Below are 15,114 nucleotides of genomic sequence, written 5' to 3'. Positions count from 1 at the left end.
TTGTCATATTAATACCTAATCAGTTGCGGTGATTCTATCACCTCTAATTAGATGGCCAAATTTATTGTGCCACTACACAGAAACCGCCCTAACCTCTGTTCAAGTAATGTTTAAATGTTTAAAAAAGTGACTTATTGAGAAAGAGTTAAAAGTAAAATAGTTCTATTAAAACCAAGCTGTTAAGAAAAATATGAATGACAACCGTATTACTAGTATTATCAGTTTTATAACGAATAAAACCTAACAATAAACCTAAAGAGAAAATATAAATTAAAGTATTCAAATTGTCATATTGCGCATGAATTGCAGTAAATACAAACGTAGTTATGACTAATGCGCCAATATCCCCTAAATTAGTCTGCTTTATTTTACTATAAAGCCAACCACGAAAGATTAATTCCTCCATAATAGGGATAACAATAGAGACAGTGACGATAATAAGCAAAAGCATCGCTAAACTATCATTAGCGGCTTGCACATCAAGCATGAAATTTTCAATGGGTAGATTTAGTACTACACCCAATAATGTTGATACACACAAAAAAATTAATACAACAGCTAACCATTTCACTAACTCTTGACGATTAACTGAATGAACTGCCCAATAATCTAATCGTTTCGTCCAATTGTTTTCATGTGTTGCCTTGACCAAGATGTATATATTTATTAGTGATGCCATTAGCGACAATTTTAATAAAACCGGAATACTATTAACCCAATCATAAAAAGCGTCAGGAGAATAGTTATCCCCTTGTTGGATACCAAAATAAGCATCAAAAAAAATGCTAAGCATCATTGGCGTTAAAATTAATAAAGCGATTAGCCAAAGTGATATGAAAAATAAACTGGTTAGTGAATTTTTGGGTTGGGTATTATTTGTTATTTCGTTTGTTGTCATAATTGTTAATATATTTCGGGTTAGTATTACAGTTGTTCGAATGTCATACTAGCCCTACTGTTGGTGGAGCTAATGCTCCTTTTCTGTATATCATTAACCGTACTCATTTAAAGTACCTAATTGAATAAAAAATAATTGTAAACAACAAACCGCCTAATAAGGTAAAAATCAAATCATAATAATCGAATGTGGCTTCGGCTATAAACACCTGACTAAGTTCATAAAAAAATAAGCCTATAACAATTCCATATGAGGTTTTTAATGCAATCAGCTTCACTTCTTTAAAAAGAGAATATGCCAAAGGTAAAAATAGAGCGGAAATAAAACTTGGCAAGACTCCCAATATAAAAGGAAAAAATACAAAATCTCCTTTTCTTAAAACGGTAACTTTCTCGTCGAAGTAAACGGCTAAAATCAACATACAAAGAGATAATAAATATTTAAACATATAATGATATTCCCCCTTCAACTTTACATTGAGGGGGGATAATCTACTAGAACAACTTACGGTAATAATAACGAGCGCTTGCTGAGGCTGAAGCCCAAGACTTTCTAAGATGATCATTAATTCCTTTTGCTCCGCCTACTGACTCATATAAATATGCGCCAACCGCTCCCCAACCTAGGCCTCTAACACCACCATCTACTTGTTCTATCTCATTTACGTTTAATTCACGCATAATATTACGCTCCATGTATCTAGCATTTTCTAATCAATAACGCTGGTTTGTTGGTTGACTCAATCTCACCATGAGAATGAGTAGTTAATAAGGCTGACTTTACTTTCTTACGCGATCGTTCACTAAAGGCAGCCGCTTTTAACTCCTGAAAAACATTAAATAAAATCTGACAGAAAAATCTTCATATAACTTGATAGCAACACTGGTTTCTCATCATCAGGAAATCAGCACGGTAATCCATATTCAGAAGTTAGAGTCAAAAGTAGAGTAGGCAGCCAATATTGGCTATTTAAAAACATTGTAAAAAGCTTGTATAAAGGTTGGCTAGGCATTTAGCGAATTAAAATGCCTTATGTATCGCCAACATTATATTTTCGGTGAAGTGAATAAAAATGGAGAAAGTTTAACCGCTAAACACTAAATGGGTAAGCAATTGCTTCATGATGTTGATAGCCTTTAACCGTAAAGTCGTCCGTTGTTACCCATGTTTCCAAATCTTTTAACGATTTAATATCAGGATTAATTTCAAGCTGCGGTGAAGCAAACGGTTCTCTGGTTAATTGTACGTCACGTAGTAACGGCAGTTGATCTTCATAAATATGCGCATTGACTATTTTATGGTAGGCCTTACCAGGTTTGTGACCAGTAATTTGTGCCATTAACGCTAAAAAGGTAAATACTTGAACTTGATTGAAGTTTAAACCCAGAGGCACATCACACGAACGTTGGTAGCTGGTTAAATAAAGCGTATCACCTAACAGTGAAAAGGTGTGAGTATGCATACAAGGGCGTAAACAACCTAAATCAAATTCACCAGGATTATAAAAGGTAATAATTTCACCGCGATCATCAATACCGTTAGCAAGGTTATCAACCACTTTTTTAAGCTGATCTAACGGGGTACCGTCAGGCTTTTGCCATGCACGTCCTTGCACACCATAAACCCTACCCATATCATCTTCACCTTTGCGATGAGGGTTATTCAACCAGGCGTCGTTATCATTTGCATTGGCGTTCCAAGTGTTACAGCCTATTTCACGAAATTGTGCAGCGTTACTGTAACCACGTAAATAACCAAGCAATTCAGCGATGGCGGCTTTATAAAAACTTTTGCGTGTTGTAATTAGCGGAAACTTATTACCTGCTACATCATACTCTAAATCTGCATTGATCAACGTTAAGCACTTTTTACCTGTACGTTCATTTGTTACCCATTGGCCTTGTTCAATGATGTTTTTACATAACGCTAAATATTGTTTCATGGTTGTTTATGACTCTAATTAATGTTCCGCTATTTATGGAGATTGTACGCTATTTTTTAACGAAAAATCATTCTTATCGCCACAAGAATTAAAAAGCCAGCAAACATTCGTTGTAAATACCGAACGGGTAATTTGCCCGCCATTCTCACTCCATATGGCGCAAATAATGAAGACGTTAATACAATGCCTAACAAAGCAGGTAAAAAAATATAACCTAAACTCCATTGAGGTAAGTTTGGTTGATCTAAACCCGTGATGATAAAACCTGCGGCGCCAAATAAAGCCACCACTAAACCACACACCGTTGCTGTGCCGATAGCATGCCGGATAGACACCGAATAATAACTTAATAAAGGCACTAATATAGCACCACCTGCTATCCCCATCATGCTAGAAATACACCCAGTACCGAACCCCATAACACGAATAATATGATCTCCAGGTAAAGGTTTGCTCTTTTGTACTTTTATAGAAAACAACATGTAAGAGGCTAAAATAATCACAGCTGTTGCAAAAATATAGGTTAATACCTCAGTAGAAAGTGAATCAGCCACATAGGCTCCTGATATGGCACCTAAAGCAATCATGATCATAAGTTGTTTAGCCAATGGCCAAGGAATATTACTATTTTTATGATGAGCAAAACTTGCAGATGCAGAAGTAAAAACAATTGACGCTAAAGATGTTGCAATAGCAATAGGCATCACTAACTCAGCATTTACGCCTAGTAAAGGTAATAAATAGACCAGTGCAGGTACAATGACTAACCCTCCACCTATGCCAAGCAATCCTGCTAGAAAGCCTGCTATACATCCTAATAAGGCACAAGAAATAACGACATTTATAAACATGTTTGATTTCCAATAATAGGCATGAAGGCAACGAAGAAAAAAACAATAATGTGAGCCTACATACCGGCGCGAACAAAACCACCCAAGTTCAATAGTTCAAGTTGTTCATTAAGGTAATCAATAACCTGTTGGGCATCGGAAAAAGTAAGAGCTTTTGATAATATTGCTTTTGCAGTTTTATACTCTACATGGCGAATAACCCATGTTATACGTGCAACATTATGTGAGTTCATACTTATTTTATCATAGCCCATTGCGAGCAATAATAAAGCGCCAGCTGGTTCACTTGCTAATTCTCCACACAAGCTTAATGGTACCATAAAACGCTGAGATTCTTGAGCAATCATATTTAATGCTTTTAACACCGATGGGTGGTATGAATTATATAAATTTGCAACACGTGCATTATTTCGATCAACTGCGAGTAGATATTGTGTTAAATCATTGCTGCCGACAGAAAAGAAGTCCACCTTCTGTGCTAGTTCACCTAATTGAAAAATAACACTAGGCACTTCAATCATTATACCTATTTTAGGTTTAGGTAATGATTTTCCTGGTTCAAACTCAAGCTCAGCAGACAACTCAAAATAAGCCTGATTTATCAATCGTATGGCTTCATCTACTTCCACTATACTCGAAACCATCGGTAACATAATTTCTAAATTACCAATATTAGCGTTAGCACGTAACATTGCCCGCACTTGCAATAAAAATATTTCAGGGTGATCAAGCGTAATACGAATACCTCGCCAGCCAAGAAAGGGGTTATCTTCAATGATGGGAAAATAAGGTAAAGCTTTATCACCACCAACATCTAACGTACGCATGGTGACCACTTGCCCAGGAAAAGCTTGTAAAACTTGCTGGTATAATACGGTTTGCTCAACCTCAGAAGGAAAGCAATTCTTATTCATAAACGGAATTTCAGTACGATACAAACCAATACCTTCAACACCCGTCGTTTTAGTATGTTCAAACCCTGAAGATAACCCCGCATTTAATAGCACTGCTATAGTTTTACCATCAGGCGTTTCAGCAGGTAAGCCTTCAACTTCTTTTACTTTAGCGGTAAGCGCTGTTTCTTCAGCAATTAAATGTTCATATTCTCTTATGAGCGCATCATTGGGCGCCACGAAAAGCTCACCACTATACCCATCAATAATGCACATTGCTTGGTCAACTTTCTCTAATGGGATACGGTTTACACCCATTACAGCAGGAATTGCTAATGCTCGCGCTAAAATGGCAGCATGTGAATTATTTGACCCCTGCAGGGAGACAATGCCTTTTAGCCCTAAATGCTGATATTCAGCTACTAACGCTGCTGTTACATCTTCGGCCACTAAAATAAAGGATTCAGGCACCGCTTGTACGGTTGTATTTAGTACTTTTAGATTATATAAAATACGATTACCTAAATCTTTAATATCACTCGCACGTTCTCGAAGATAATCATCATCTAACCCCTCAAACTGAACTACATAGCCATCTATTACTAGCCTTAAAGCACTTTCAGCAGTCCAGCCTTGCGCTATTTTTTCGCTGACTTCTTTACCAAGATTTGCGTTGTCTAATAGTTGTTTATACATATCAAAGATATCTAAACTATTATCTGCAATGCTACGAGCAAGCTCTTTAGTCATCCGTTCAAAGTCAGCACGCGTTGACTTAACAGCCTTCAAAAAACGTTGCTGCTCGTGCACGACTTCATTTGTTTGCTTCAAAGAGACACTACGAAGCTCAATATTAGGTTGCATCGAAAAGATGGGTGCCATCGCAACACCTGAAGAGCCTGCAACCCCTTTAATTGAGGAAACCCATTGGCTGTTGCCTTGCTGCTTGGTCAATATATCTGTTGCTTCTGCGCTGGCGATTGCGGTGGCAATTTGCGCAGCAAGAGTAACAATAAAGGCTTCTTCCGTTTCTGTAAAATAGCGTGCTTGTTCTTGTTGAATTGAAATAACGCCCAACACTTTTCGTTGATGAATAATGGGTGTGCCTAAAAAAGCATTGAACTTATCTTCTTTCACTGCTGGAGCATGCACAAAATGCGGGTGTTGACGAGCATTAGCGATATTTAGAGGTTCTTCACGTTGGGCAACCAATCCAATAAGCCCTTCACTAAAGCCTAAAGTTGTTTGTCCTAATGACTCTTGAGCAAGACCATCAGTAGCCATTAATATAAAGTGTTGTTTCTGATGATCCGCCAAATAAATTGAGCAACAGTCAGTGCGCATCACCGTTTTTATTTGCGTGACAATACGCGTTAGCGCACTATCAAGTGCACTATCTTGGCTAAACTCCAGTACTATTTTACGTAAACTGGTTAACATCTGAAACTCTTATACTCCTACGGTTATGAATGGGCATTGCTGGGTATTATTCCAATCAGCCATTAACGCCACCGACAAAATATACGAACAAATAATACCCCTAAAAAGAAAAATAGCCCACTGGATCAAAAGTGAGCTATTTCAATTCATACATAGTTATAACTAATTTCGACGCTTTCGGCGAGGAATTGCAAACGTTGTGTTAGAGAACTCTTTCATCACTTTACGATAAACATCTCGTTTAAATGCAACTACTTGCCTTACTGGGTACCAATAACTTACCCAACGCCAATCATCAAACTCAGGGTGATTTGAGTGCTCTAACGCAACCGCAGATTCTTTCGCAGTTAGTTTGAGTAAAAACCACTTCTGTTTTTGACCTATACAAACAGGTTTACTTTCATGTCGGATCAAGCGTTTGGGTAACTTATAACGCAACCAATGTTTTGTCGTAGCCATCAACTTAACGTGTTCTGGCTTTAAACCGACTTCTTCATATAACTCACGATACATGGTTTGTTCTGGTGTTTCGCCTTCATCAACTCCTCCCTGAGGAAATTGCCATGAATGCTGACCAAAACGTCGTGCCCAAAAAACTTGTCCCCTGTCATTAATTATAACTATGCCGACATTGGCTCGATAGCCTTCGGCATCTATCACAGGACTTCCTAGAAAAATTTCACTATAAACTGATTCTTCCACAATAAAGTTCGATGAGCAAATAGAAAAATCGACGAATGTTAAATTTCCAGATATGTCTTGCGGCAATTGCTGCACTTTCAGATAATAATAAACAAATAAATAACACTTATGACCATGCAAAAACCTAATCCCCCGAAAACTGAAGCAGAATTGCTAGCACGAGCCCAACGTATTGCAGGGTTATCATTAGGTGAGATTGCTCAACAATATGGTATTGCAGTCCCTTCAAATTTGAATAAAGAAAAAGGGTGGGTCGGTTTACTATTAGAACATGCATTAGGCGCTAGTGCGGGTTCAAAACCTGAACCCGACTTTACTGAATTAGGCATTGAACTAAAATCTATTCCTATCAATCAACAAGCAAAACCTTTAGAAACTACCTTTGTTTGCGTTGCTCCACTCACAGGTTTAGTTGGTAATACATGGCAAAATAGTCATTTAAAGCATAAACTAACGAAAGTGTTGTGGGTTCCTGTTATTGCTGAGCGAGAAATTCCTGTGGCTGAACGTATTGTATGCACAGCTTTTTTATGGCGTCCAAGTGATTACGAAGAACAGTTAATGGCACAAGACTGGCAAGAACTCACCGATATGATAGTGTTAGGCGAAGTCGAAAAAATTAATGGTAAACATGGACAAGTGTTACAATTAAGGCCAAAAGCAGCCAATAGTAGCGCGAAAACAAAAGCATATGACTACGAAGGAAAACCATTTATGACTTTACCTAGAGGCTTTTATTTGAAAACCGCATTTACTCAATACTTAATTAATCAACATTTACGTGTAATATGAGTTAATCATCGCCATGAAGTTTATGCGCAAATTTGAAAGATACTTGTCTGCACTGTTCTTATTTACAATTATCACTTTATTACTCACATCTTATTTCACTTTTAAAGAGGTGATAAACAGCTATAACAAAAACCAATATCAATCAATTATCCCTTTATTTTCAATCGTTAACACTGAAATTATTCGACCACTAAACACCGCTTTTTTTATCGCAAATGATCCATTATTGATTGAGTTAATTGATCAAGAACAAGTGAGTAAAAACCGTTTACTGACTTATTTACGCACTATGTCTATAAGGCATAATGTTGTTACTTTTCTTGCACTTGAAAAGCATGATATCGATATTGACTCTAACGGCGAAATACTTTCTTTATCAAACAATAAAGCAGAGTGGTATCACCGTTTAAAAGCACAAGAATACACACAGTTTGCTGACATAGGTAAAGCTGAAGATCCCCACCTATTTTTTGATATTAAGTTGTTTAATACTCGTGACGAGTTTCTTGGTTTTGCCGGTGTTGCGATAGATCTCGACCATTTTGCTGAAGCGTTTTCTGAATATAGAGAGCGCTTTGGCTTTGAATTAATTTTTGTAAACGAACAAAATGAAGTGACACTATCATCTAATCATTTAATGAAAACTGAAAGCCACCACCGTCAAGATGAAATCATTCATGTTAACGATCTTGACTGGTATCAACAGATGATAAAAAACGGTGGAAAACAGCTTGCTAATTCAATTATTGCATACTCTGATGGTAACAGAGTAATTTCTCAAATGCCTTTACCTGCTTTGAATTGGCGTATGTTTATTATTTCTCCACCCGCTTCTGAACAACAAGAATACTGGGCATTATTTTTGACGAGAATCGGTATATTTCTACTGATTATTATCGTGTTATATTCAATCTTCATTGGCGTTGTTGATTATTTCAAAAAAAGATTAGTTGAGAGTTCAGAAACAGACTTTCTCACTAAGCTTCCTAATCGAAGTTACTTAACTTGGAAATACGAAGAGTTATCTTGCGAGCACGATAATATTTGTGTTGTGATCGCCGATATTGACCATTTCAAAGAAATAAATGATCAATATGGTCACGTCGTTGGCGATGCTGCTTTACAAGAAGTTGCCCGCAAACTTGAAGCTTGTTTACGAAATGAAGATATCTGTGGTCGCTGGGGAGGCGAAGAATTTGTTATGATCCTCCCCGACATCTCATCAGAACAAGCTATTGAAATTATTGAACGCATGCGCGAAAGCATTGCCAATAACGCTTTTAGTCATTCGAGCATGAGTCAATCATTTAACATCACAATAAGTTTTGGCCTTTGCCATAAAAACAGTGGTAATCAATCACTAGATAATTTAATTCAGCTAGCTGATACCGCGCTTTATCAAGCGAAATCTAAAGGTCGTAATCGCACTGAATACGTTAAATAACTTCTATCTGTTGGCTTACCGCCGTAGAATCGCCAGCCTCAATTGACACCCACTGCGTGTTTGCTGCCTCGAGGCAGACATATTCAGTTTCACCACCTTGATGTACATCTGCCATAGTCGCTGCTATGTCTTTACCTGGGTTCCAAACAACCCATTGCTGGCAATGATTACTGGTTACTTTTATTGTACGTTGCCAGTCGGCGTCTTTGATCAACTGCTCAGTATTATCATAATAAATACGATCAAGTGGTCCCACACAATTCACTAGCTCGTCTATTTGTCGTTTCTTGCCAGTAATTTTATCATCAAAATGTACACCTTGAAGCTGAGGAAGTTGCACATTTTTAGGATCGCTAACAGCAAAATAGCTATGTAAGGCATGGCCAAATTGTAACGACGACTCTCCGGTATTTTTGATAGACAATTGCTGATATAAATCTTTTGAAAAAATTAAGGTTTGTTCAACTTCAAAAGAGTGTTGCCACGCTGAATGTCTATTTTCTCCTTTAATACTTAATACTAGCGTAATAGCTTCTGGTGTAATCGCACAAGAGCTTACTTGCCAATCACTGGTTCGTGCAAAGCCATGATTTCCTAGATTATTGCCATGTTCATCTATCAGGGGGCCGAACCATGGCCAGCAAATAGGAATACCTCCTCTAATTGCTTTTCCTGCTTGATATTCAGCTTTATCACTTAACCAAAGAACGGGACGTTGATTAGTTGGCTGCCAACTAAGTACATGGCCACCATAAACACTGACTTTTGCCTGACACAAAGGATGTTCAATCAGTAATATTGCGTGTTCGTTAGCAAGTTGTTGTTGGCTAATGCTTGCGTAGTCGGTTGATTTTAAAAGCGTAAGGCTCACAAGATATACCTAATTAAGTATTAAAGGTTAAGTGTATCAAAGCATAGAATGGATGAAAGCATAAAAGTATTCAGTGCATACAAAAAGGCCAGACAAATTTGTCTGGCCTTAACAATACATTACGTGGCAGTTAGCACACGTATTAACACTAATTACTTCACGTATGCTCTAGGCATATCCGTTTCAGCCGTGTATCGATCACGTAACGCATCTTGACGGCTTAACGTAGATGTTTCAACACCATCAATCCACATTTGTTCAACACGCGTGCTTAATTCAAACGGGTCACCGCTCCATAATACTAAATCTGCTTTTTTCCCAACCGCTATACGACCAGCATCAATGTTAAACGCATCTGCAACGTTAGCTGTTACTGCTTTTAACGCATTTTCTTTTGATACTCCATTTGCGACAGATATTCCCGCATCAAAACGAAGCATGTATAGATTATGTGTATCGCCACTGACCGAGTAAGCAACATTAACACCCGCGTCAAACAAGGTACTTGCACTTGCTAAGGTACGGTGTAATGCATCAAAGCTAGGCAAGTTGTTAATTGCGCCCATAATAACCGGCACTTCTGCTTGCGCAATTTCATCAGCAACACTAACGGCATCACCAGCACCCGCAATCACTAAATCGAGTGAAAACTCTTTTTTGAGCGCGAGTAAAGCAAGAATATCTGTTGCACGATCAACATAGGCGATCATCGGTTTTTCACCGGCTAATAACGCATTAATTGCTTGGTCGGCACGTTTTGGCTTTTTCGCGTCTTTTTTATCCTTTTTCGCTTTAGATAATGCTTCTTGGGCATCTTGTAGCTTATGACGAAGCTTTTGAATCTCCATAGCGCGAGAGCCCTTTCGCTTTGCACCTAAATCAACAATAACAGCAACATCTGTCGTACGAATACTATCGAACTCTCCTGACAAATCAGCGAGGAATGCTTGGCCTTTAAACATATCATCGCCACCACGAGGTACCGAGATATTTGTTGTTATTCCACCTTTTCGCGTATAAGGAATAACCGTAGATTTCGGGTTAAATGCCGCACTAGCGTCAAACGTTATGTTTGCTTTTTTCTCACTAGAATCACGCGTACTAGACACCGCCGAGACTTCGACTAAACCAAGCTGATTCATTGAACCAATAAACCCTGGTGTCAGTGTTTTACCGCCGGCATCTATAGAGGTATCAGCATTAACAGTTTCAGGATTAATCGCAGTGATCACGCCTTCATCAAAAACAACAGTAGCGTTAGTTAACACTCCTTGTTCTGTCATGGTGTGAATCGTTGCATTAGTTACAGCAATGCTCTCTGCATATACTGAAGTAGCGCTAGTAAGTGCTAACGTTAATAACGAAGCTTTAAATAATTTCATGGTCATTCTCCTTACTGCTGCCCTAATGAAAAATCACTAACGGCTTGATATTTTTCATCAAATCGATCGTATACTTTAGCGCCGTCGATAAATACTTGCTCTGCTTGCGCGTAGACACTAAACGGGTTGCTGTTCCATATAACAACATCTGCGTTTTTTCCTGATTCTAACGTGCCTGTTTTGTCTTCAATACCAAGTGATTTTGCAGCATTTGCTGTGATCCAAGTGATCGCATCTTTTGCTTTTATCGTAAAACCATTTTCGTTGGCACGGTACATCACTTTACCCGCTTCTTGGTTTAAGCGTTGAATGGTAGTCGATGAATCTGAATGCACTATTGCACATGAATTTGCTTTACTATCAACAACAGCAACATTCTCTTGGATCATATCATAGGCTTCCATTTTAAAGCCCCACCAATCAGGCCACATTGCCGCACAGTTGCCATTTTCAGCTAATTGATCAGCAATTTTATAGGCTTCAATAGCATGATGGAAAGTACCTGCGTGATAACCAAACTCTTTAGATAAGTCGATCATCATCGCCATTTCTTCTGCTTTATAGCAATGGTTATGAATTTTTATTTCGCCATCAAGCACGCCTTTTAAAGTATCAAGCTCAATATCCCTTGCTGGTGCTTCTGGGTTTTTACCATCAGCATAATCCGTTTCATATTTATCCCAAGCGCGTTTATATTCAGCAGCTTCAGCCCAAGCCATACGGTAACCAGCCATGTTCCCCATACGCGTCGCAGGAGATACTTTTTTGGTGCCATAAACACGTTTAGGGTTTTCACCACATGCCATCTTTAACCCATAAGGTGCATCTGGAAACTTCATACCTTGCATGGTTTGACTAGGTACATTACGTAAGGTAACCCCTCGCCCACCAAATAAATTTGCCGAACCGGGTAAAATTTGTAAGGTCGTAATACCACCTGCACGCGCTCTATTAAAGCCAGGATCTTGTGGCCATACACTATGCTCTGCCCATACTTCAGAAGTATTTGGTTGTGTTGCTTCATTACCATCTGAATGTGATTCAGCAGACGGGCTTGGATATACGCCCAAGTGCGAGTGTACATCAATTACACCAGGCGTTACCCACTTACCCTCTGCATCAATAATGACAGCACCTTCTGCAGAAAGCGAAGCCCCTACTTTACTAATTTTACCATCAAGCATGAGTACATCTGCATTATCTAAACGTTCCCCAGTACCTGTTAATACGGTAGCGTTGCGAATAATGGTTGTTTGCTGAGGAAGCACTTGATAAGTGCTCGGATATGGGTTTTTATTAATCTCTACTTTTTCATCTTGTTTTTCTGACTGAATACAAGCCGTCAAAGACACTGAAATAGCAGCAACTAATACCGAAGGTATAAATTTTTGCATGTGAGGTTCCTGAACAAAAAAATGTTATTAACTAACATTGGTAAATTTTATCGTTATTTTTTATCGCTATAACATTATTACGTAGAAATGTTTTCGACAAGCCCATTTGTTTGCAATAGTAACAAAGTGCGACAAGGCGTGTATTTTTAACGATAAGTAACCAAAATAAGATGGTTAGGAAATGTGAATTGATTGCGATTGTCTTATCAATTGCTATTTGCCACTAAGAATGTAAGAACTTACGCTTTCTCAAAAAGAGTAAAAGGGTGATAATCACGCCATAAATAACCGGCTCAGTAACACTAGCTTTCACCGACCAATAAAAATGTATCCCTCCAAGTAAAATAGCAAGATATACCCAATTATGCAGTTTTTGCCAACGTCTTCCCATACGCTTTTTTACCACAGACCATGAGGTAATGGCTAATAACACTAGGATGATAAACGCTACCATACCCACTGTGATGTATGGACGTTCAATTATCTCTTCAAAAAATAGTGCAAGATTAAATTGAATTTCGAATGCCCAAAAGCTAAGCACATGGCAAAGCGCATATAAAAAAGCATACAGCCCCACTAGTCGCCTGTTTTGCATCAAAAAAGGCTTCTTAATGTACTTTGTTAATGGCGTAACGGCTAAGCTTAGTATTAGTAAATTCAATGCACCAATACCGGTAAAATGTAATACGTACTCAACAGGATCTGCACCAAGCTGATCTGTGATCGCCATATAATAAACATTGATTAATAATGTTAAACTTATCGCGTGAATCAACACCTTTAACGTCAGTGTATCTCTTCTCATAACTACCTTTTAAAAGTGCTTTGTTAAGTTCATATTTCGATATAATTCGGCAACTTGCTCGCCATAGCCATTAAAAGGCAAAGTATCAATGCGATTACGGGCAAATAAACCTCCGCTAGTTAATCGCCTTTCACTGGCCTGGCTCCAACGAGGGTGATCAACGTTAGGGTTAACATTAGCGTAAAAGCCATATTCATTAGGTGCCAAAATGTTCCATGTTGTTGGCGGCATTTTTTCAACTAAACGAATACTGACAATTGATTTGATACTTTTAAAGCCATATTTCCATGGCACAACTAAGCGAATCGGGGCACCATTTTGCGGTGGTAATGTTTTTCCATAAAGCCCCACTGACAATAAGGTTAAATCATTAACTGCTTCATCAATTCTCAACCCTTCAACGTAAGGATAATCAATGCCACCACCTATACGACGACTTGCTTGACCAGGCATTTGTTTAGGGTCATATAACGTTTGAAAGGCAACAAATTTCGCTTTTGATGTTGGTTGCACTTTTTTCAACAAGTCCGCAAGTGGAAAGCCAATCCAAGGGATCACCATTGACCATGCTTCGACACAACGAAATCGATAAATACGTTCCTGCAACGTGAACATTGATAACAACTGATCATAATCTAAAGTTATCGGATTTTCGCATTCACCTTCTATACGAAGTTGCCAAGGGTTAACCTGTAGTTGTTGAGCATTTTCTACCGGGTCTGATTTACTGGTGCCAAATTCATAAAAGTTATTATGAGACGTCACTTTTGCTTCTGGTGTTAACGTTTCATCTAAAGGTGAGCCTTTGTTGAATGTTAATGGAGTAGTTTTAAAGGGAGTTTTATCTTTATTACTTGAAAACCAATCAAGCGGTGATGCTTGAGAAGAAGTTGCCAATAAACCCGTTGCACCAACGAAACCAAGCTGTTTTAGCATAGTTCGACGCGCTAAATAAACGCTTTCATCTGTAACGCTACATTCAGGAAGATTAACAGCACTGCCAATCGATTTTTTCATAACCTGTCTTGCCTCAATAATACCAATTGATATAAATACATCAGTACGGATAAACTCACCATTGAGTTTATCCGTATATTATAAGACCTGACTTTAGTAGAATTTATTCGCTACCACATTAAATCATCTGGAATTTGATATTCAGCGTATGGATCATCTTCATCAATATCATTGGTAACTTTATCGTTTTGCACCAACAATACATCAGGCGCTAAAGCGGCCACTTTATCGGCGGTTTCAGAAGTCACTAAATACGTAGTTTCGTCAACACCACACAAGGCTAGGCGACCATTAACTAAAGCATCATAACTTGTGTTATCTAAATGCATTTTTTTAATTTTATTGTTAAAGGTATAGTTATAAATTTTCTCACCATCGACACCTGTTACTTGATGATGCTGTAAAATTTGTACAATTCTAAGCTTATCTTCTTTTTCTTTTAATGCCTGTTGACGTTGGGCATTTAATGCTGAATCTTTAATTTGTTTTTCTTGTTGTTGCTTAGCTAAATCTTGCTGCACTTTCTCTTGTAAGCTAGCTTCAACTTGCTGTCCACTTTTTTGCTGCTTTTTCTTTTTCCGTCTTTCCGTGTTTGCTTTACGTGCACTTTGTTTGGTGGCAAGGCCGGCTTTTAATAGTTGATCTTGTAATGAAGACATGATGTTCTCAAAAATAATTAAGTT

Annotated in this window: 15 protein-coding genes; 2 read left to right on the top strand and 13 right to left on the bottom strand. The window is 38.1% G+C overall.

Annotated elements, in window-relative coordinates:
- Positions 1 to 145: 145 nt before the first annotated feature.
- From Q4489_RS05220 to rppH, 7 genes are all read right to left on the bottom strand, one after another.
- A complete protein-coding gene (locus tag Q4489_RS05220; protein ID WP_303477882.1) occupies positions 146 to 898 on the bottom strand; it encodes a CPBP family intramembrane glutamic endopeptidase in 753 nt (250 codons plus the stop codon).
- A gap of 103 nt (positions 899 to 1,001) precedes the next feature.
- The gene (locus Q4489_RS05215) at positions 1,002 to 1,346 is read right to left on the bottom strand and encodes a hypothetical protein (protein ID WP_303477881.1); all 345 of its coding nucleotides are present in this window, start codon (positions 1,344 to 1,346) and stop codon (positions 1,002 to 1,004) included.
- A gap of 46 nt (positions 1,347 to 1,392) precedes the next feature.
- A complete protein-coding gene (locus Q4489_RS05210) occupies positions 1,393 to 1,578 on the bottom strand; it encodes a hypothetical protein (RefSeq protein WP_303477880.1) in 186 nt (61 codons plus the stop codon).
- A 410-nt stretch (positions 1,579 to 1,988) separates the two neighbouring features.
- Positions 1,989 to 2,840 carry a thymidylate synthase gene (locus Q4489_RS05205; RefSeq protein WP_303477879.1) on the bottom strand — a complete coding sequence of 284 codons (852 nt, stop codon included), beginning with the start codon at positions 2,838 to 2,840 and terminating at the stop codon, positions 1,989 to 1,991.
- Positions 2,841 to 2,896: 56 nt separating this feature from the next.
- On the bottom strand, positions 2,897 to 3,691 hold the full coding sequence (locus tag Q4489_RS05200; RefSeq protein WP_303477878.1) for a sulfite exporter TauE/SafE family protein: 795 nt from the start codon (positions 3,689 to 3,691) through the stop codon (positions 2,897 to 2,899).
- Between the two features lie 56 nt (positions 3,692 to 3,747).
- Positions 3,748 to 6,024, bottom strand: a complete 2,277-nt coding sequence (gene ptsP, locus Q4489_RS05195) for a phosphoenolpyruvate--protein phosphotransferase (RefSeq protein ID WP_303477876.1) — start codon at positions 6,022 to 6,024, stop codon at positions 3,748 to 3,750.
- Between the two features lie 162 nt (positions 6,025 to 6,186).
- Positions 6,187 to 6,684 carry an RNA pyrophosphohydrolase gene (gene rppH, locus Q4489_RS05190; RefSeq protein WP_303477891.1) on the bottom strand — a complete coding sequence of 166 codons (498 nt, stop codon included), beginning with the start codon at positions 6,682 to 6,684 and terminating at the stop codon, positions 6,187 to 6,189.
- Between the two features lie 156 nt (positions 6,685 to 6,840).
- Between rppH and mutH the strand changes: the two genes are divergently transcribed.
- Both mutH and Q4489_RS05180 read left to right on the top strand, forming a co-directional pair.
- Positions 6,841 to 7,518, top strand: a complete 678-nt coding sequence (mutH, locus tag Q4489_RS05185) for a DNA mismatch repair endonuclease MutH (RefSeq protein WP_303477890.1) — start codon at positions 6,841 to 6,843, stop codon at positions 7,516 to 7,518.
- A gap of 22 nt (positions 7,519 to 7,540) precedes the next feature.
- Positions 7,541 to 8,962: a GGDEF domain-containing protein gene (locus tag Q4489_RS05180; protein ID WP_303477874.1), complete on the top strand. Its 1,422-nt coding sequence runs from the start codon at positions 7,541 to 7,543 to the stop codon at positions 8,960 to 8,962.
- Here the strand turns inward: Q4489_RS05180 and Q4489_RS05175 are convergent.
- The 6 genes from Q4489_RS05175 to Q4489_RS05150 form a co-directional block, all read right to left on the bottom strand.
- Positions 8,955 to 9,833: a D-hexose-6-phosphate mutarotase gene (locus Q4489_RS05175; protein ID WP_303477872.1), complete on the bottom strand. Its 879-nt coding sequence runs from the start codon at positions 9,831 to 9,833 to the stop codon at positions 8,955 to 8,957. The genes Q4489_RS05180 and Q4489_RS05175 overlap by 8 nt on opposite strands.
- Before the next feature lie 152 nt (positions 9,834 to 9,985).
- Complete coding sequence (locus tag Q4489_RS05170) at positions 9,986 to 11,215, bottom strand: amidohydrolase family protein (RefSeq protein ID WP_303477871.1); 1,230 nt, start codon at positions 11,213 to 11,215, stop codon at positions 9,986 to 9,988.
- A gap of 11 nt (positions 11,216 to 11,226) precedes the next feature.
- Complete coding sequence (locus Q4489_RS05165) at positions 11,227 to 12,609, bottom strand: amidohydrolase (RefSeq protein WP_303477869.1); 1,383 nt, start codon at positions 12,607 to 12,609, stop codon at positions 11,227 to 11,229.
- 223 nt (positions 12,610 to 12,832) lie between these two features.
- Positions 12,833 to 13,414 (bottom strand): protein-methionine-sulfoxide reductase heme-binding subunit MsrQ, encoded by a 582-nt coding sequence (gene msrQ / locus Q4489_RS05160; protein ID WP_303477868.1) that lies wholly within the window; start codon positions 13,412 to 13,414, stop codon positions 12,833 to 12,835.
- 9 nt (positions 13,415 to 13,423) lie between these two features.
- On the bottom strand, positions 13,424 to 14,431 hold the full coding sequence (msrP, locus tag Q4489_RS05155; RefSeq protein WP_303477866.1) for a protein-methionine-sulfoxide reductase catalytic subunit MsrP: 1,008 nt from the start codon (positions 14,429 to 14,431) through the stop codon (positions 13,424 to 13,426).
- A gap of 110 nt (positions 14,432 to 14,541) precedes the next feature.
- Positions 14,542 to 15,090: a DUF2058 domain-containing protein gene (locus Q4489_RS05150; protein ID WP_303477865.1), complete on the bottom strand. Its 549-nt coding sequence runs from the start codon at positions 15,088 to 15,090 to the stop codon at positions 14,542 to 14,544.
- Positions 15,091 to 15,114: the final 24 nt, after the last annotated feature.

Source organism: Thalassotalea sp. 1_MG-2023 (genome assembly GCF_030546745.1).
GTDB lineage: Bacteria > Pseudomonadota > Gammaproteobacteria > Enterobacterales > Alteromonadaceae > Thalassotalea_C.
This window is presented reverse-complemented; position numbering and strand designations above follow the sequence as displayed.